The 18049-nt window shown below is 67.9% G+C and carries 12 protein-coding genes; 8 read left to right on the top strand and 4 right to left on the bottom strand.

From position 1 onward, the window contains the following. Positions 1-279 precede the first annotated feature (279 nt). Both ACYP5B_RS51870 and ACYP5B_RS51865 read left to right on the top strand, forming a co-directional pair. Positions 280-1854, top strand: a complete 1575-nt coding sequence (locus ACYP5B_RS51870; RefSeq protein WP_459575297.1) for a tetratricopeptide repeat protein — start codon at positions 280-282, stop codon at positions 1852-1854. Further along, positions 1802-3535 carry a M14 family metallopeptidase gene (locus ACYP5B_RS51865; protein ID WP_459575318.1) on the top strand — a complete coding sequence of 578 codons (1734 nt, stop codon included), beginning with the start codon at positions 1802-1804 and terminating at the stop codon, positions 3533-3535. Before ACYP5B_RS51870 ends, ACYP5B_RS51865 begins: the two co-directional genes overlap by 53 nt. Before the next feature lie 20 nt (positions 3536-3555). Here the strand turns inward: ACYP5B_RS51865 and ACYP5B_RS51860 are convergent, their stop codons facing one another. The 4 genes from ACYP5B_RS51860 to ACYP5B_RS51845 all read right to left on the bottom strand — a co-directional run bounded on the left by ACYP5B_RS51860 (position 3556) and on the right by ACYP5B_RS51845 (position 6683). Next, entirely contained in the window at positions 3556-3756 is a 201-nt protein-coding gene (locus ACYP5B_RS51860) for a hypothetical protein (RefSeq protein WP_318235771.1), read from the bottom strand. Between the two features lie 198 nt (positions 3757-3954). Next, the gene (cysK, locus tag ACYP5B_RS51855) at positions 3955-4872 is read right to left on the bottom strand and encodes a cysteine synthase A (RefSeq protein ID WP_400100887.1); all 918 of its coding nucleotides are present in this window, start codon (positions 4870-4872) and stop codon (positions 3955-3957) included. Positions 4873-4998: 126 nt separating this feature from the next. Next, the gene (locus tag ACYP5B_RS51850) at positions 4999-6216 is read right to left on the bottom strand and encodes a GGDEF domain-containing protein (RefSeq protein WP_400100885.1); all 1218 of its coding nucleotides are present in this window, start codon (positions 6214-6216) and stop codon (positions 4999-5001) included. After that, entirely contained in the window at positions 6189-6683 is a 495-nt protein-coding gene (locus ACYP5B_RS51845) for a hypothetical protein (protein ID WP_400100883.1), read from the bottom strand. Before ACYP5B_RS51845 ends, ACYP5B_RS51850 begins: the two co-directional genes overlap by 28 nt. 407 nt (positions 6684-7090) lie before the next feature. Between ACYP5B_RS51845 and ACYP5B_RS51840 the strand changes: the two genes are divergently transcribed. The 6 genes from ACYP5B_RS51840 to pelF form a co-directional block, all read left to right on the top strand. Next, positions 7091-10009 (top strand): bifunctional glycoside hydrolase 114/ polysaccharide deacetylase family protein, encoded by a 2919-nt coding sequence (locus ACYP5B_RS51840; RefSeq protein ID WP_459575316.1) that lies wholly within the window; start codon positions 7091-7093, stop codon positions 10007-10009. Next, the gene (locus ACYP5B_RS51835; RefSeq protein ID WP_459575295.1) at positions 9972-14126 is read left to right on the top strand and encodes a tetratricopeptide repeat protein; all 4155 of its coding nucleotides are present in this window, start codon (positions 9972-9974) and stop codon (positions 14124-14126) included. Before ACYP5B_RS51840 ends, ACYP5B_RS51835 begins: the two co-directional genes overlap by 38 nt. A 59-nt stretch (positions 14127-14185) precedes the next feature. Further along, a complete protein-coding gene (locus tag ACYP5B_RS51830; protein WP_318235767.1) occupies positions 14186-14743 on the top strand; it encodes a penicillin-binding protein activator LpoB in 558 nt (185 codons plus the stop codon). A gap of 13 nt (positions 14744-14756) precedes the next feature. Beyond that, positions 14757-16202 (top strand): PelD GGDEF domain-containing protein, encoded by a 1446-nt coding sequence (locus ACYP5B_RS51825; RefSeq protein ID WP_459575294.1) that lies wholly within the window; start codon positions 14757-14759, stop codon positions 16200-16202. Further along, entirely contained in the window at positions 16195-17181 is a 987-nt protein-coding gene (locus ACYP5B_RS51820) for a tetratricopeptide repeat protein (RefSeq protein WP_459575292.1), read from the top strand. The genes ACYP5B_RS51825 and ACYP5B_RS51820 overlap by 8 nt, the downstream gene beginning before the upstream one ends. Next, on the top strand, positions 17178-18049 hold an 872-nt coding region (gene pelF / locus ACYP5B_RS51815), incomplete at its 3' end, for a GT4 family glycosyltransferase PelF (RefSeq protein ID WP_459575291.1). The genes ACYP5B_RS51820 and pelF, both read left to right, overlap by 4 nt.

The raw sequence follows: 18049 nt of genomic DNA, 5'->3' as shown, positions 1-18049 counted from the left end.
TTGCTTGCTGTATGTTTATGTGGACGTAAATTGAAATAAGTAAAATGTAAAACGATTTTTAGGTTCTCGTAATCTTGATTTTGTAATATTTTTGATTTTTTTAGTGCATATATAAAGAGATTGGGAATCGGCGATTGCCATAACATCGGCCGAATCCGCACGGCAGCACACGCATTGCCAGCCAGCAAACGCATCGATCACCCTGCACGGCGGCTTCCCTCTCTCATTCCCCGGGCCGGGCACCTGGCCTCGCTCAACCTGCAGGAGGCATGCACCGCCATGGCGTCTCGCCCATTCCTCGCCGCCATGAAGCGGGCCCGATGCGGCGACGTTGCCGCGCAGATCTCGCTTGGCAAGGCCTATCTGCACGGCCATGACGGTGCCGCCGCGAACCAGCACAGCGCCCTGTTCTGGCTGGCACGTGCCGCGCACGGCGGGGCGTCCTCGGTGCGGCAGATGATCTGGGAAGGCATTGCGCTGGAGGTGGCGCGCCGTTCGACCCAAGCCGACCTGGTGCTGGCCTGTTACGCGCAAGGCGGCGCGGCCGGCTCGCTCGTGGCGCGCTGGCGCTATGCGCAATGGGCGCTCGCCCCGGATGCCAGGCCGCAGGCCGATCGCGCGCTGGCGGTGGCATGGCTGCGCGAACTCGCCGATGGCGGCCACGCCGATGCGGCTTTCCGGCTGCTGCTCTGGCTGCGCGCGCAGCCCGCCGGGCTGACGAATGCCGACGAACTGGCGCGGCTGGCGCGATTGGCCGCTGGCCGGCCAGCCGCGTCCATCCATGCCTGCGCGGCGGATCCCGAACCAACCGATGCATCCGGGCTGCTTGAGCAAGCCGACGCACTGCTCAACCATGCCGAGCGGCATCCCGACGTGATCCGGCGCGGCCGCGAATTGCTTGAGCGCGCGGCGCGCGCCGGTTTGGCCGAGGCGCAATTCCGGCTTGGGCTCTGGCATGGCCAGCTGGATCGCCAGGCTCGCGCGCTGGACGCCGCGAGCCGCGTGGGCAAGCCCAGCCATACCGGGGCGCAGCGCTGGTTGTCGTGCGCCGCCGCGCAAGGCCATGCCGGGGCATGCTTTGCGCTGGCCTGCCTCTATCGCAACCGCCATTTCACTCGCTATGACGTGCGCCTTGCGGACGAAGCGCTGGGCAGGGCAGCAGCGCTGGGGCACGCCGAAGCCCAGTACCAGTTCGGACGGCGCCTGTGGCGCAAGCGCGGCGCCGATCTGGCCAGCCGGCTGGAGGCCAGCGCGTGGCTATGGCGGAGCGGGCGCAATGGCGTGGCGGCGGCCGCCGAGCTGCTGCGCACGCTGATCGAGCCTGCCCGCCCCGCCGCGCAGCGCCAGTGGGACCTGCCGGCGCGCCACGTCATGCGCGTGCCCCTGAGGGGTGCCTTGCGGCTCATGGGCATGCGCGTGCGGCTGGCGCAGGCGTTCGGGCTGGAGCGCAACGAGATGCTCTGGCTCGATCCGCCGCGGGCCCGGCACGGCCACTGCCTTGCGGTCGACGTGTCGGCGGCCTCCCCGCGCACCCGGCCGCGCCTGGTCTTGCTGGAGACCGCGCTGCAACAGCGCGTGCTGGCCGAAGCCTGCCTATTGTTCAGGGATGCGGAGCACGCCGTTGCGGAAGGCAGCGAGAGCGAACGCCGTTGCCGCCTGGACGAGCTGCTGGAATGCGCGAGGCCCGCGCCCGGGAAGACGCCTTGCAAGACGGCCGGGGGGGTGCGCACGGGCAATCGGGAGCCTGCCTATAATGCTGGATCCGACACCCAGCCCGCCGCGCGCGGCGCCAACGCCAGCCATGACGATCCTGCTCGATACCTCCATTGCGTGCACACTGGATACCCTGATTGAGCGCGTTGCGGCGATGCCCGGCGTACGCGTGCAAGCCTGGGTGTTCGAAGACGTCGCAACGCGTCGCGCGGCCGAGCGGCGGCTTGCCGCCGCTGGCGTGCAGGCGGCGATCCACAGCGCTTACAAGCCGCTGCTGCACTTCTTCCTCGATGCGTTGGCGCTGGAACACGATGGCGGCCGCCTCGCCGCCGCGGGCGAAATCTCCGTGCGCCTGCCCGCGGCAACAACGGCGGGGCAGTCGCAGCGCTTCCGGCTGGAAGCCTATCCGCTCGCCGGCATGCTGCCGCAAGGCAGCCTTCGCCTGAGCGAAGGAGACGACGAAGGCCACTATGTCGTCGAGCTGGACGGCATTGTCCATCGCGTATTCGTGCCGCTCGCGGCCTCGGGCGCGCCGTGCGGGTGGCTACGCCTGTGGCGCGATGGCGCCGTGCTGGAGGACGGCCCGCTCGCCACCGAGTACGAACTGGCATTCGCCGCGGCCATGGATGCGATCCGCGGCCATGCCTGGGGCCGGCAGGGACCGTATTTCGATGTGCTGCGCATCGCCATCGACACGGGCGGCATCGAGCGCCGGCTGTCCTACCAGGACGAATGCATCAGTACGCGCGAGGCCCTGCACGAGGACTTGTATTTCTCCATTTTGGAGTTTTTCCAGGATCGCGCCGGCTTGCCGCGCGGCGATCGCACCTTGCAGCCCGGCCAGATCGTGCCAGACGTGCGCCACGCGGATGGCGCCACGCGGGTGCGGGTGGAATTGCTGCCGCACCCTCGCGTCGCGGCTGCGACGCCGGCCGGCGTGGCTGCGGCCCCTTTGTCATCGAGTGCGCTTGCCGGGCTCGCGCAGCCCCTGACGCCGGAGGAGGCGGCCGTCGAGATGCATGCCCTGGGCGGCAAGCGCTTCAGCGTGCTTTCCACGCAGGGGCGCGTGGTCCACGGCACCTACATCGAAGGCTCGCTGCCCGGGCTGGTGATTTCCGGCGGTCAGCATGCCAACGAAACGTCCGGCGTAGTGGGGGCGCTGCGCGCTGCGCAGGCGCTCAAGGAGCGTGCGCAGGCGCACTTTGCCCTGATCGCCTTGGAGAACCCGGACGGCGCGGCCTTGCATGTGCAGTTGCGCGAGGACAATCCGCGCCATATGTCGCATGCCGCGCGCTACACCGCATTGGGCGACGACCTGGAGGCACGCACGGCGCCGCCCTTCGTGGAGAAAGCGGCCCGGCTGGAAGCCATCGAGCGCACCGGCGCCGGGTTGCACATGAGCCTGCACGGATACCCCGCCCACGAATGGACGCGGCCGCTCACCGGCTACGTGCCGCCGGGCTTCGAGACCTGGACCATTCCCAAGGGCTTTTTCCTGATCTTGCGCCACCACGCCGGGCGCGATGGCATGGCTTTCATGCAGGCGCTGACCGCGCAACTGGCGGCTTCGCCGGAACTGGCCGCGTTCAATGCCCGCCAGCTGGCGACCTGGGGCAGCCACGCCGGTGAGGTGCCGTTTCCGGTGCTAAACGGCATTCCCTGCATGATCTTCGAAGATTCCCGGTCAACCGTGCCGTTCACGCTGGTCACCGAATTCCCGGACCAGACGGTGTATGGCGACGCGTTCCGCCTGGCGCACACCACCCAGATGCGGGCGGTGCTGGCGGCGGCGGAGCTGTATTGGGCGGGTTTGCTGGATTGAGGGGGGCGCGCTGCGCGCCTTCAGTGGATCGTTCGTGTCACCTTGGCGTGCGGCACCTTTGCCGCCGCCGTGCTTTCGGGCGTTGCGCCTTCGTCCTGCTCGATCATGGTGGCCGCGAGGCTGAGCGCAGCCTGCATCTCTTCGTGCGACAGGCCGGACGATAGCGCAAGCCGCACCGCCAGGGACGCCAGTCGGGCGACTTCATAACTCGGGATGGTCATCTCAGCTCCTTCTCCTTGTGTCAAAGCTTGTGTATCAACGCCGTAGCAAGCCCTGCCGCGCGGGGCGGACGGGCCGCGGGCGCGTCATATCGGCAAATTCGGCGGCCCGCGCTTGCCTGCGCTTGCCGCCCGTCAATCTCCAGTATGGTTCACCGCGCGCCCCGCTGCCCGAAGAGAATCCAGCAATGCTGCGTGTCCTCAGGCGGGCAGGAAGCCTTCCACGGTGAGATAGCGCTCGCCGGTGTCGTAGTTGAAGCCCAGCACGGTGGCGCCGGCCGGCAGGTCCGGCAGCTTGCGCGCGATCGCGGCCAGGGTGGCGCCCGACGAAATGCCCACCAGCATGCCCTCCTCGCGCGCGGCGCGGCGCGCCATTTCGCGTGCCGGCTCAGCGTCGACCTGGATCACGCCATCGAGCAGGGCGGTATCCAGGTTGCGGGGGATGAAGCCGGCGCCAATGCCCTGGATCGGGTGCGGCGCGGGCGCACCGCCGGAAATGACCGGCGAGGCCACGGGCTCGACGGCGTAGACCTTCAGCGCGGGCCACTTTTGCTTGAGCACGCGGGCGCAGCCGGTGATATGCCCGCCCGTGCCCACGCCGGTGATCAGCGCGTCGATGCCCTGCGGGAAGTCCGCCAGGATTTCCAGCGCGGTGGTGTTGACGTGGGCGTCGATATTGGCGGGATTCTCGAACTGCTGCGGCATCCAGGCGCCCGGCGTGGCCGCCACCAGTTCCTCGGCGCGAGCAATGGCGCCCTTCATGCCCATCTCGCGCGGGGTCAGGTCGAAACTGGCGCCGTAGGCCAGCATCAGGCGGCGGCGCTCCACCGACATGCTGTCCGGCATCACCAGCACCAGCTTGTAGCCCTTGACCGCCGCCACCATGGCCAGGCCGATCCCGGTATTGCCCGAGGTGGGCTCGATGATGGTGCCACCCGGCTTGAGCACGCCGGATTGCTCGGCTGCCTCGACCATCGACAGCGCGATACGGTCCTTGATGGAGCCTCCCGGGTTGGCGCGCTCGGACTTGATCCAGACCTGATGGCTATCGCCAAAGAGCCGCTGAACACGGATATGGGGTGTATTGCCAATGGTTTGCAGGATGTTGTCGGCCTTCATTTAGGATCTCCAGGAATGGTTTCGAACCGGACTTGCAAACGGGTCCGGACAGGCATGCGTTGGAGGATTCTAACGGGCGGCGCATCGACAATGCGATTTCCCCGTCATATTGGCGAGCGCCGGCGCTTAGTGGCAGGCCTCGGCGCGCGCGCTCAGGCAGAGCGCATGCGCCGGCAGCGCTTCCAGTTCGGAGGCGAGCACGACCCGGCCCCGGCCACGCCGCTTGGCTTCATACAAGGCGCGGTCCGCGCTGCCAAACAGCTTGTCCCAGCTTGCCGACCCACCCTCCTCGCGCTCGCGGATCTGCGCCACGCCGATACTGGCGCTGGCGAACCCGCCAAGCTCGTGGGGCAATGCGATGGCGCGGATGCCACGCAGGATGCGGTTGGCCAGCAGGATGGCATCGGCTTCGGTGGTATGGGGGCAAAGCACGCAGAACTCCTCACCGCCGTAGCGGCCCGCGAGGTCCGCGCCGCGGTGCGTTTCCTTCAGGACGCGGCCGATCTGCTGCAGGATGCGGTCGCCGGCGCGGTGGCCGCTGCTGTCGTTGATGCGCTTGAACCGATCGATGTCGATCACCAGGCAGCTCAGCGGATGGCCGTGGCGGTTGAATTCGGCGGCCAGCACCTTCGCCGCGCCATCCATGGCGCCGCGGTTCAGCAGCCCCGTCAATGCATCGAGGCGTGCCTGCTTCTCCTGCTCGGCCAGCAGGGCTTCCATGGTCATCAGCGTGAAGCCCGCCAGGCCAGCGAGGATCGCCACAAAGGCGGGCAGCAGGCGCAGCTGGAGCAAGGCATCGGCACTCAGGGCCGGCACCGGGGCGCCGGCTTCCAGCACCGCGTACAGGCCGCAGCATTGCGCCAGCAGTTGCAGGCCGCACGCGGCCAGCACCAGCGGACGGCTGTGGCGGGTCAGCGCAAGCGGGCGCCGCAGCAGGCAGGCCAGGGTGAAGCCGGCGGTGATGGCGGCCACCACGTAGCCGGTGACTTCGGCCAGGCGGCTGCCGCTGCCCAGCGCGGCGGCGGCCAGCACGGCAGAGATGGCAAGCACGCCGGCAGTGAGCGGCGCGGGTGCCGAAGGGCGGTCACCGGTCAGCGATATGCCGCGATGGATCAGCAACTGGGCGGCCACGCCCAGGGCAGGCGCCACCAGCAGGAACCAGGCTGGCCCACCGAGCGCGTCGATCACCAACAGGCCAGCCGCGCAGGCCAGCACCTGGCCGGCGCCCCAAGCGCGGCCCACGGCGCTTTGGCGCAAAGCCAGCATCAGGGCCGCGAGGATGATTTGCGTGGCGGTGAACAGGACAAGCAGTGCCATCACGGCAGTGCCCGCATCTGACTGCATGAGATCCCCATCGAGTTCGGCGCAGCATCGCTGCGCAGGAGTTTGCCTTCGAAGGTGGGTTCGCGCGCGTATTGCGTATTGCGTGGAGCCCGTGCGTGAGCCAGCTCGTGGCCTGCGACATTCCCGAATGCGGCGTATGGCCGGAGCTTGTCCGGTCCATTCGTGCCGAGGTGAAGATGTTTTTTTGTTTGAAAAAATTCTACACAGCGCAGCGCTGGAATTGCCCCGTAACCGCCATGCGTGACAATTGTTGACATTGGGTCCGAGGCGCGTGATCTACTATTCATTTTGCGGCGCTGGTCGCCGCGGACCGTTGTATTCCGGCCCTGGCCATCGCGCGATTCCTTGTTTTCGTACCCTCGGGTCGCAACAGCGTCGAGTTTGCGCCACGCGCTGTGATACTTTGTCGATGAAGAAAACGACAAAAATGTAGAAAGTACCGAGACAACAATCAGCTTGCCCGGCACTGAAACACCTGGCGCGGCCAGGTGCGGCGGGTTCCATCAGCGGGCCTTCGCGCGATCGAAACCCGGGAATTGGTGCTAGCCAGGCATTGTGACACCGGCATGCATTTGCACTAGTGCATATTCCCTAGTCCTAAATGCCTATATGCACGATTGCCCACATGCCTCAGAATTCTCGCCCATAGTGCTTAGATATGCACTTTGAGCTTGGCCTGCGGGGGACTGCCTGACATGTCGGGTAGCGCAGGAAGAAGTGGATGGGAACAGCCATACCCGGAATGCATCGCATGGCGGCACCAAGCGCGACCAGCGTGTTGGCGGCAAGCACAAGCGAGCTCTTCCGGGGCGGGATATAAAAATATCAAGAAAATAGGGGTCAACAAGTGAGTTTGTTGCGATTGAACGGCGTCATGCGCCGCGTGGCAGGCCTGCGTCAAGCAAGCCCGGGCACGCCGATGATGAGAGCCTGGCTTGGCGCACTGCTGGCCGTGTTTGCAGCCTGGCTGTGCCCGGCGCAGGCGCAGGCACAGACACTGGCTACCGCAGGCTCTCGCACCCCGAACATTGCCTTCCACTACGGCAGCAAGCCGCCGGTGGACTCCCTGCAGGCGTTCGATATCGCCGTGGTCGAGCCCGATAGCGGCTTCGATCCGCACACCGCCGCCACGCCCAATACGCAATGGTTTTCCTACGTCAGCATTGGCGAGGTCGCGCCGTCGCGTTCCTACCTGAAAGATATTCCCAAGGCCTGGCTGATCGGCAATAACGATGCCTGGGGCGCCCGCTTGGTCGACCAGGCGGCCGAGGGCTGGCCCGCCTTCTACGTGGATAAGGTCATCGCCCCGCTGTGGCAGCGCGGCTTTCGTGGCTTCTTCCTCGACACGCTCGATTCCTACCAGCTCAAAGCCAAGACGGACGCCGAGCGCGCCCGCCAGGAGGCTGGCATGGTGGCGGTGATCCGTGCCATCAAGGCTCGCTATCCAGAGGCCAAGCTGATCTTCAACCGTGGTTTCGAGATCCTGCCGCAGGTCAACCAGATGGCCTACGCGGTTGCGTTCGAATCGCTGTACCGCGGCTGGGACCAGGGCGGCAAGCGCTACACCGAAGTGAGCGAGGCCGATCGCAACTGGCTGCTCGGCCAGGCCCGCACGATCCGCGAGCAGTACCGCCTGCCGGTGATCTCGATCGATTACTGCCCGCCCGCCGAGCGCAAGTGCGCGCGCGACACCGCCGCGCGGATCCGTGCGCTGGACATCATCCCTTACGTCGCCGACCCCGGCCTGCAGACGGTTGGCATCGGCAACATCGAGGTCATGCCGCGCCGGGTGCTGGTGGTGCAGGACCGCGAGCCGGGCGTGTCGATCGACGACTCCGCCGGCGTGCGCTTCGTCTCCATGCCGCTGAACTACCTGGGCTATCGCGTGGACTTTGCCGAAGCCAGCCAGCCGCTGCCAGAGATCGGCCCGGACCGCTACGCCGGCGTGGTGATCTGGATGGCTGGCAACGTGCGCGACCAGCCCGGGCGTTTCTTCAGCTGGGTGCAGCGCAATATCGACCAGGGCGTGCCGGTGGTGTTCCTGAACGATTTCGGCGCGCGCATGAACGGAGTGCTGGCATCGAGCCTGCAGCTCAATTCGGTCAAGGGCAAGGTCGGCGTCAAGGCGGACGTGGTGTCGAAGGACCCGATGATGGGGTTCGAGATGCCGGTGGCGCCGGACCGCACGCAGGCGGCGCCGGTACAGGTGGGCGGTGGCCCTGGCTTTCGCTCCCTGCTGCGACTGCACTCGGGCACGCTGACCTACGACGCGGCCGCGATCACCCCCTGGGGCGGCTACGTGCTTGGGCCCTACGCGGTGCGGCAAAGCGCCAACGACCAGGACCGCTGGGTGGTGCAGCCGCTGTCCTTCCTGCGCGAGGCGCTGCGCCTGCCGACCATGCCGGTGCCGGACGTCACCACCGAAAACGGACGCCGCCTGCTGACCGTGCACGTGGACGGCGACGGCTTTGCCTCGCGTGCCGAGATTCCCGGCGGCGGCTTTTCCGGTGAAGTCTTGTTCCGCGAGATCTGGGACCGCTATCGCCTGCCGATGACGATGTCGATCATCCAGGGCGAGGTGGCCAGCGACGGCATGTATCCCAAGCTGACCGCGCAGCTCGAGCCGATCGCCCGCAGGATCTTTGCGCAGCCCTATGTCGAGGTGGCGAGCCACACCTTCTCGCATCCCTTCGAGTGGGGCCGCACGGTGCCCGGCGGCTCGCACTCGGAGAAAGCCACCGAAGGCGACGACGATTTCCACCTGGCGATTCCCGGCTACACGATGGACCTCAAGCGCGAGATCGGCGGCTCGATCGAATATATCAACCGTACCCTGGCGCCCCCTGGCAAGCCGGTCAGCATGCTGCTGTGGTCAGGCGACTGCCAGCCGCCCGCCGAAGCCATCAAGCTGACCGACCAGGCCGGCGTGCTCAACATGAACGGCGGCGATACGCTGATCACGCGCAGCAACCCGACCTGGACCGCGATCTCGCCGATCGGCGTGAACAAGGCCGACGGTACCTTCCAGATCTTCGCGCCCAACCAGAACGAGAACGTCTACACGAATCTCTGGCATGGCCCCTACTACGGCTTCGAGCGCGTGATCGAGACCTTTGAGCTGACCGACCGGCCGTATCGCTTCAAGTCGGTCAACATCTACTATCACAACTACTCCGGCACCAAGGCTGCCTCGCTCAAGGCGCTGCGCAAGGTCTATGACTACGTGCTGAGCCAGCCGCTGATGCCGGTGCATGCCACCGACTACGTGCGCAAGGTGATCGATTGGCAAGGCATGGCGGTGGCGCGCGAGCTGGGCGGCGACGCCGGGCAGCCGGCCTCCTGGATCGTGCGCGGCGACGCCAACCTGCGCAATGTGCGCTGGACGGGCGCGGACGTGCCCGACGTGGCCGGCTCGCAAGGCGTCACCGGCACCTCGCCAGCGCCCGGCGGTGGCGTCTACGTGCACCTGGCCGATGGCGCCTCGCGCATCGTGATGCGTGGGCCGAACGCACCGAACGCCGCGGCTCCTGCCGGCCCCGAGATCGCCGAGGCCAGCGGCTTCGTGCGCAACTGGCAGCGCACCGGACAGGGCAGCGCACAGCGCATCCGTTTTGACTTCAGCGGCTACTTCAAGCCATTTTTCCGCCTCGCAGGCGCGGACCGTTGCCGGATTGCCATCGATGGCAAGCCCGTGCAGGGCGTGCAGGAGCGCGGCACGCTGCGTTTCGATACCACTCCCGTTCCCAATCCCAACAATGCCAAGCAAAGCGTCGAAATCACCTGCGCTGCCTGAGCGCGAGCGGCTCCTGCCGCCAGCGTTCGTGCTGACCTTCACCGCCATGGTGGGGATCGGCCTGGCGCTGATGTTCCCGCGCGAAACCTTGCGCGAACGCCTGCTGGGCGAAGGCCGGGCAGTGGACGGCCTCAGCATGGCCTACCTGGAAGCCTGGTGGCGGGCCACGCCCGACGACAGCGGCTTCATGGCGGTGCTGGCCGAGCAATACGCGCGCACGGGCCGGCTGGATGAGGCCGAAGCCATGCTGTCCCGGCTGGAGGCGCGTTATGCGGCCAGTTCCGCGGCCAACCGGCAAGGGCCGGTGCGCAACACCAACACCAATGCCGCCGACGCCGAGCTGCCTAACCAGATCCTGCGTACCCGCATCGAGATCACGCAGCAGCGCGCGTTTGCCGCGCTGCCGGACACCCCGGAGCGCAAGCAGTACGTCGAAAAGCTCGGCGGGATGCTCGACCAGGCCGCGGCCATGAAGTGGGGCCGCGCCGACCTGGAAGAGCTGGCCACCACCGCGCGCTCGATCAACGCGCTCAAGCCGGCACAGGCGTTCTACCGTGCGCTGGCCAAGAGCGACCCTGCTCGCGCGGAGCTCTGGAATGCACAGGCTGCGTCAGCGGCGCTCGCAGGCGGCGACTACCAGCAGGCGGCCGACGCGCTGTTTGCCGCGCAGTCCCGCGCCACCGATCCGGCCGAGCAGCGCCGCCTCTACCTGGCCGCGCTCAAGACGCTGCAGTCCGGCAACGAGCTCGACAAGGCGCTGGCCCAGGCCGAGCAGCACGGCGGCAAGCTGCTGGAGAGCGCGGAAGTCCTGCGTTACCTGACCAAGCTGGCGCTGGCCGCCAACCGCCCCGAGCAGGCCGCGCGCTATGTGCAGCGGCTGCTGCGCCTGCCGCCGAGCCTGCAGCCCGCGCCCGAGGGCGCATCGCTGCAACGGGCCGAAGTGCGCCGCGTAGCGGCCACCCAGCCATGGGCCGCGCAGGGCGTGATCTTCCTTGACGGCCCGCGTGGCCTGGCCTTGCGCCGCGCCATGGGCAACGCCGCGATGCCGCACCTGCGCCGCGTGGCGGATACTGCTGGCGCCGGTACGCCCGCTGCCGCGGCCTCCGGCGCCCCGACCGCGGCCGAGCGCGCCTTCAATGCCGACGATTACGAGCTCGCGTTCCAGGTATTCCTGGCCGCCGGCAAGCTCGACGACGCTCAGCGCGTCGCCGAGACCGCGGTGCGGCGCCAGCCCGGCGCGGCGCGCTGGCGCGAACGCCTGGCCCAGGTCGCTGAGTGGAATCGCCAGCCCACGGTAGCGCTCAAGAGCTGGCTCGAATATGCCCAGGCCAGCAATGACGAGACCGCCTGGAAGGCCGTGCTGCGCCTGGCTCCCGGCTTGAACGACGATCGTGCCTACCTGGCCGCGCTGCGCCACCGCGCCGGCACCGGCGATCTCGCCACCGTCGACCAGGTGGTCGCCACCTACGAACGGATGGGCGAGCCCGAGGAAGGCCTGGCCTTCCTGCAAAGCCTGAGCCGCGGCCCGAACGCGCGCCCGGTCATGGAGCGCCAGGCGGAGCTGGCCGAGCGCGCCGGCAAGGATGCCCGCGCCTTCGAGCTCTACACCGAATTGCAGCAGCGCTTTGGCCCGCGCCCGCAGTACGCGCTCAAGCAGGCCAATCTGCTCTATGTGCGCGGCAAGCTGGCCGAAGCGTTGCAGGCCATGGTGCCGTCCATGCGCACCGCGCGCTCCACCGACATCGAGTTCTGGCGCACCCTGACCGAGCTGGCGCGCCTGAACCAGCGCGGCGACCTGCTCGAGCAAGGCTACCGGCAACTGATGCTGGCCATGGCCGAGACGCATGACGACCACTGCATGGCCATGCCTCCCGGCGCCGGCCGCAATGACTGCCTGGCCGAAGTGCGCGATACCGAGGAATCGGATTTCTCGAACCTGATGGACTTCTACGACAGCTCGCCCATCGACGCCGGGCGCATTGCCGAGGCCAGCTGGCGCAAGGGCGGCAAGCTCGTGTCGCTCGAGCTCGCCATCAATTACTACACCCGCGCGCGTGCTTACGGCCGCGTTGCCACGTTGCTGCAGGGCATGACCCCTGCCCAGTTGAAGCAGGCCGAGCAGTCCAGCCGCTTCCTGGCCATGCGTGCCGAATACCAGCGCGCCCGTGGCGAGCGCGAGCTGGCGCTCGCCGACCTGCGCCGCGCCGCCACTCTGCCCGACGCCGGCAGCGAGACGCAGGCCGCGCTGATGTGGGCCTTGGTCGATCTCGGCTCGGATACCGAAGTGCGCGCCATGATGCTGCGCCTGAAGGGCGAGGCCGAGGGCAACCCCGACCTGTGGGGCGCCTTTGCCGCCGGCAGCATGCGTTTCCAGGACGGCCGCACCGCGCTGCATTACCTGCGCAAGATGGCCGACGGCAAGAACGCCGATCCGCTCTGGCTGGGCCTGGCCGCCGATGCCTACGATGCCATCGGCCAGACCAGCACCGGCTGGCGCCTGCGCCGCCAGGCCTGGGTCGACCTGCACAAGGACCAGCCCGCGGCCGGGCGCCGCGCCTCGGATCCCCGCAGCATGGATCCGGCCGCGGAAGAAGAAGACCCGCAGGGCGGCCCCGCCCCGGCCGAGCTGCGCCGCCAGACCGTGGCGCTCGGGCAGATCTTTGCCTCGGGCGATGTGTCGCGGCGCCTGGTGATCGAGATGCTGCGCGGCGACCGCACCGTGATGGCCGGCAGCAATGCCGCCAACTGGACCGGTCCCGCCAATCCGGCCTCGCGGCTGGGTGAGATCCCCGGACTGCCGCCGCTCGATCCGAAGACGACGCCTGGTGTGGTGCAGCGCGAAGTGCGCCAGCAGGCCGTGGTTTCCTCCGCCGCCAAGGAAGTGGCGCTGGCCTGGGCCCTGTCGAATGAATCCAACGAACTGGCGCGTGCCTGGCTGGCGCGTCAATATGCCCGCCAGTTGCTGCGCCCGGCTTATGCCGAGATCACGCTGGCGCTGGCCAACCAGGACCTGGCTGCGCTCGACCGCGTGCTGGAGCGCCAGGCCGGCCGCATTCCGGTGGACAACCAGATCGAAGCCAACGTGCAGCTTGACCGGCTCGGCGCCGCGCAGACGCTGGCGTTTGAGACGCAGGAGACCATCCGCACCGACGACAGCCTGCAGGAAACCCTGCAGGACACGCTGCTGTTCAATGCGCAAGCCATCGAGCCGCGCGTGACGTACCAGCGCCAGAGCCCGCTGAGCTATTTCGACTACAGCCTGGCTGGCGGCGTGCGCCTGTGGGATGGCTACGACCTCAACCTGCGCGGCGCCTGGCGCACCCAGCACAGCGTGGACCAGACCCAGCTGACCGGCGTGCCCTCAATCGACAAGCGTGGCGAGCTGTCGCTCGGCTACCGCGACCAGCACCTGCGCTGGCGCCTCGGCGTGGGCCGGCGCGACGGCCTGGATAGCGTGACCACCGCGCGCTTCACCGGCGAGTGGCGCGAGAGCAGCCGGTTGAGTTTCACCACGCTGGCCGGCATCAACCAGAGCGCCGACGAATCGGCGGCGCTGCGGGTCGGAGGCGTCAAGGATGTGCTCGGCCTGGGCGCGACCTACAATTTCAGCCTGCGCGAATTCGCCGGCGCTCGCATCGAGTACGACCGCTTCCGCGGCCAGGACGGCTCGCAGCTGGGCCATGGCCTGGTGTATGACCTGGAGCTTGGCTACCGCATCCGTACCGCTTACCCGGACTACACGGTGCGCCTGGTCGGCACCCATGCCACCTACAACGCGCGCGGCGGCACGCTCAGCAGCAAGCTCGCCACGCTGGTGCCCGCTGACGATGAAGCCACGCCGGGGTTCTACATGCCCCAGGGCTTTACGCAGGCTGGCGTGACCTTCGGCTTCGGCACCGAGCTGATCGACGACTACACGCACAAGTGGCGGCCGTTTGCCGAAATCGGCCTGCTGCACGACACCCGCGCCGGGCAGAACTTCCGGGCGCAACTGGGCGTGGCCGGCAAGGTGTTCGGCAACGACCACCTGTCCATGTATGTGCAGCACGAAACCGCGGCGCGCAATGGCGGCACGCCGCTGACCGAAGTGGGTATTCGATACAGATGGCTTTTTTAATCCGGGCGGGCACGCGAGCGTGCCGGTTCACTGTATGCAATCGAGAAGGGGAGAGAGTCATGGAAAAAACTAGCACGAAGCAGAACCGCGCAGCACGACTGCTGGGCTGGTGCGGTGCGCTGGGCGCAGCGCTGTGGCTGGCCGGATGCGCGGTGACCGATATTGGTCGCGCACCCGCGCTGCCGGCCGGCGAGTCGGTGGCGATACTGCCGATCGTCAACTACACCGAGACGCCGCAAGCAGGCCTGCGCGCCGAGGCCATCGCGGAAAGCCTGCTGAAGACCGGCGGCATCGCCAACGTCAAGCGCTACCCGGCCAACCTGAACCCGGAAACGCTGTTCGAGCCGGCGGAGCGCGAGTCGGTGGGCAAGGCGCTTGAGTGGGCGCGTACCCAGAAGATGCGCTATGCCCTCACCGGCGCGGTGCAGGAATGGCGCTACAAGGTCGGTGTGGATGGCGAGCCGGCCGTGGGCATCTCGCTGCAACTGCTGGACGTGAGCACGGGCGAAGCCGTCTGGTCCGCCACCGGCAGCGACAGTGGCTGGAGCCGTGAGTCGCTGTCGGGTACCGCGCAAAAGCTGCTGCGCCGCCTGCTGGCGCCGCTGCGCCAGGGTTGAACCGCAGGAGAGCGTGATCGTGGCCAATACAGCCGACAAGATACGGGAAGGACAGGGCATCGGCGCGGGCGGCCGCTATTTGCGGTTGCTCGCGCCCGCCACGAGCGGACCGGTCTCTGCGGTCGAGCTGGTGGTGACGATGGCCCTGGCGATGGGGGTGGGATACCTGCTCCTGCCCAACAACCCCCTGCTGCTGGACCTGGGCTTTCCCTGGGCATGGCTGCTGCCGGTCATCCTGGCGCTGCGCTACGGCACGCTGATTGGCGTGGGCAGCGTGCTGATGATGCTGGGCGGCTGGTTCTTTTTTCACCAGATCGGTGCGCAGCCGGGTGAGTTCCCGCGCCTGTTCTTCCTGGGCGGGCTGCTCACGGTGCTGGTTGCCGGACAGTTCGGCGATGTCTGGGGCACGCGGCTGGCGCGCGCGCGCGCCGTCAACCGCTACCTGGAAGAGCGCCTCGCGGCGCTGACCAAGAACCACTACCTGCTGCGCGTGTCCCATGCGCGACTGGAGAACGACCTGCTGGCCAAGCCCACCACGCTGCGCGACACGCTGTCGCAAATGCGTGCGGTGACGCTGGAAGATGCCGTACCGGGTGGCGTACTGGTTGGCGCGCGCCCCATGCTGCAGGTGGTGGCGCAGGCGTGCCAGCTCGAAGCGGCCGCGCTCTACGCGGTCGATGGCGCGACCGTATCCGCCACAGCCTCGGCGCAGATCGGCCCGGCATTCGAGTTCGACCCCGAAGATGTGCTGGTGCGCCACTGCCTGGAGACGCGCCAGCTGGCGCACCTGCAGGCCGGCGGGCTGTCGCGCCAGTCGCCGGACCATCCGCAGACCCGCTATGTGGCGGTGGCGCCGGTGCTGTCCGGGGCCGACAAGCTGGTGGGCCTGCTGGTGGTCGAGCGCATGCCGTTCCTGTCGCTCAGCTACGAGAACCTGCAGTTGCTGATGGTGCTGATGGGCTACTACGCCGATGGCGTCGAGCATGCCGTGTCCACGCGTGCCATCGAGGCCGCGATTCCCGGCTGCCCGTACGACTTCGCGCTGGACTACGCCCGCCTGTCCCGCCTGCGCCGCGACAGCGGCATCGACAGCACGATCGTGGCGCTGGTGTTCGATCTCGACGAATCGCGCGATGCGCTGTTCGACCAGGTCATCCGCAGCCGCCGCGCACTCGACGTGGCCTGGCCGCTGACCAGCGCGCACCAGCGTGCCCTGCTCACCTTGATGCCGCTGTCGGGCAACGAGGCGGCCTCGGCCTACCTGGTGCGGATCGAAGACATGCTGCGGGCCCAGTTCGGCACCGATTTCGAAGCGGCGCGCATCGGCGTGCATACGCTGGCCGTGCCTGCCAACGCGCCGGTGCAGCCGCTGATCCGGTTGCTGCATCGTTGCCATGTGGATGTTCAACCGGCGCCGGTACCGGTACCGGTGGCACTAGGCGAGGTTGCCCGTGGGTAAGCTCGGCATCGGCGGCATCGCCGCGCAAATCGCTGCCCTGGCGCTACTGGCGCGCGCCGGTACCAGCACCCCGTTGCTGCTGAGCTTCCTGCTGGCGCAGGGGATTGCCGCGGCGATGATCGCGATGGTGCTGTGGCGCCTGCTGCCCCGGCGCTTGCGCGTGCCGTTCGCGTGGAGCTATGGCTACCTGTTCGCGTTCTGTTTCCTGGTGCCGATGGCCGGCGCCCTCGTCTGCGTCGGCAGCCTGCTGATCGCGCGCTTCTTCCCGGGGCGCCGCCCCACGGCCGGCATCGGCCTGGTCGGGCTGCCGGTGTTCGTCACGCACCTGATCTCGCGCGTCACCCATGGTGGCGGCGCGCGTTTGCGCGCCCAGCTTGGCAACACGCGTGCGCCGTTGCCCGAGCGCATGACCGCGCTGGTGGCCATGCAGTCGATGCCGGCGCGCACCTCCAGCCCGGTGCTGCGCGACCTGCTGGCCGACAGTGCCGACGACGTGCGTCTGCTGGCCTACGGCATGCTGGACGGCGCGGAGAAACAACTGACGCAGCATATCCTTGCCGAGCTGCCGCGCCTGGAAGCCGCGCAGGACGACCGCGAGCGCGGCGAGATCGACAAGCGCCTGGCCGACCTGTACTGGGAACTGATCTACCAGAACCTGGTGCAAGGCGACGTCTATCGCTACACGGCGGACCAGGTGGAGCGCCATGCGCGCGCCGCGCTGGAGGTCGACGCCGCCCAGGCCGGCCTGTGGTACATGCGCGGCCGCCTGGCCCTGACCCGCAACGAGCCCGCGCAAGCGCGCGAGTGGCTGGAGCGGGCCGAGCTGCTTGGCTTTGCGCGCGAGCGCACGCTGCCGCTGCTGGCCGAAGCCGCCTATCTGGAGCGCGACTACGCCGCCGTGCGCGCCATCTTGCTGTCATTCGACAGCCCATCGCCGCTGCCACTGGTACGGCCGCTGCTGCGTTACTGGCAATCATGAGCGATATCCCTTTGCCCCGGGCCGACTCGGCCGATGTGGCCCTGCTGCTGGAGGGCACCTTTCCGTATGTGAGCGGCGGGGTGTCGAGCTGGGTCAACCAGATGATCCGGGCGTTTCCGGACGTCCGCTTCGCCATCGTCTTCATCGGCAGCCGCCGCGAAGACTATGGCGACATGGTCTACGCGCTGCCCGACAACGTCGTGCACCTTGAAACGCATTTCCTCTACGATTTTCCCCCGCCTCCGTTGGTGCAGGGCAGCGACGGCGACCCCGTCACCTTCGCCGCCTCGGCGCAGTTGCACGAGGTGCTGCGCCAGCCCGGGCGCGAGCAGGAAGCCGGCGAGCTGATCCGCGAGCTGATGCCCGAGCTCACCGATGGCGGCAGCCTGTCGGAAGACGCATTCCTGTACAGCCGCCATGCGTGGCGGACCATCACCGAGCAGTACCGCCAGTACTGCACGGACCCGTCCTTCACGGATTACTTCTGGACCGTGCGCATCATGCACAAGCCCTTGTGGCAGCTTGCGCGCATTGCCGAAGGGCTGATCCCGGCCAAGGTCTACCACACGGTGTCCACCGGCTATGCCGGCTTCCTGGGCGCGATGCTGCACTACCGCACGGGACGCCCCTTGCTGGTGTCCGAGCACGGCATCTACACCAAGGAACGCAAGATCGACTTGTTCCAGAGCCAGTGGATCCGCGACAACCGCAACGTGTTCGAGCGCGACATCTCGCAGATCAGCTATTTCCGCGAGCTGTGGGTGCGCTTCTTTGAAACGCTGGGCCGCGTCTGCTACGACGCCGGCGACACCATCGTCGCGCTCTACGAAGGCAACCGCCTGCGCCAGGTCACGGATGGCGCCCGCGC

The sequence above is a fragment of the Cupriavidus sp. 8B genome (assembly GCF_054589115.1).
The sequence above is the reverse complement of the archived record's forward strand: the minus strand, read 5'-3'. Positions and strand labels throughout refer to the sequence as shown.

What these genes read in the sequence shown, in the direction of transcription:
- ACYP5B_RS51835 (WP_459575295.1), top strand. Translation starts at nt 9,972, where the DNA reads ATGCCAAGCAAAGCGTCGAAATCACCTGCGCTGCCTGAGCGCGAGCGG.
- ACYP5B_RS51870 (WP_459575297.1), top strand. Translation starts at nt 280, where the DNA reads ATGGCGTCTCGCCCATTCCTCGCCGCCATGAAGCGGGCCCGATGCGGC.
- ACYP5B_RS51860 (WP_318235771.1), bottom strand. Translation starts at nt 3,756, where the DNA reads ATGACCATCCCGAGTTATGAAGTCGCCCGACTGGCGTCCCTGGCGGTG.
- ACYP5B_RS51840 (WP_459575316.1), top strand. Translation starts at nt 7,091, where the DNA reads ATGCGCCGCGTGGCAGGCCTGCGTCAAGCAAGCCCGGGCACGCCGATG.
- ACYP5B_RS51850 (WP_400100885.1), bottom strand. Translation starts at nt 6,216, where the DNA reads ATGCAGTCAGATGCGGGCACTGCCGTGATGGCACTGCTTGTCCTGTTC.
- ACYP5B_RS51865 (WP_459575318.1), top strand. Translation starts at nt 1,802, where the DNA reads ATGACGATCCTGCTCGATACCTCCATTGCGTGCACACTGGATACCCTG.
- cysK (WP_400100887.1), bottom strand. Translation starts at nt 4,872, where the DNA reads ATGAAGGCCGACAACATCCTGCAAACCATTGGCAATACACCCCATATC.
- ACYP5B_RS51830 (WP_318235767.1), top strand. Translation starts at nt 14,186, where the DNA reads ATGGAAAAAACTAGCACGAAGCAGAACCGCGCAGCACGACTGCTGGGC.